At 58.2% G+C, this 595-nt stretch carries 1 protein-coding gene; it reads right to left on the bottom strand.

What is annotated here, in order from left to right:
* A partial coding sequence (locus QVO51_RS01590) for an FAD-binding protein (RefSeq protein ID WP_288167737.1) occupies positions 1–595 on the bottom strand: 595 nt, incomplete at both ends.

Consider the following 595-nt stretch of genomic DNA (forward strand, 5'->3'; position numbering starts at 1 on the left):
GCCAGCCACATCACGGGTCTCCAGCGGGTGCATGAACACCTTGCCGTCCCGGTTTACAAGCTTCGCTCCCAGAGAACGCACCTTCTCAGTGACCAGTGCACCGAAGATCTGCTGGGGGAATGCGGCGCCAGTGGGGTGATACTGGAGGGTCTCCGCATACAGCAACTTTGCGCCTACACGATAGCCCAGCACCAGACCATCCGCAGTTGCGCCGTAATGATTGGAGGTGGGGAAGCCCTGGTAGTGCATACGACCTGCACCGCCGGTTGCAATGATAACGGTCTTTGCCCGTGCAACCATCAGCTCCTTGGTCTCCATGTTCATCAGAACTGCGCCGGCAGCCTTGCCGTTCTCATCCAGGATCAACTCAATGGCAGCAGTGAAATCCACCACCGGGATGCCCCGGTTCAGAACCTCATCCCGCAGGGTGCGCATGATCTCAGCGCCGGAGTAATCCTTTGCCGCATGCATTCTCTTTCTGGAGGTACCGCCCCCGTGGGTGGTAATCATCGTACCGTCCGGTGCCTTATCAAATTCTACGCCCAGATCGTTGAGCCAATGAATGGCTTCCGGTGCATCGCAAACCAGCTTCGCC

Source organism: Ruminococcus sp. CAG:379 (assembly GCF_000434255.1).
Taxonomy (GTDB): Bacteria; Bacillota; Clostridia; order Oscillospirales; family Ruminococcaceae; genus Ruminococcus_F; species Ruminococcus_F champanellensis.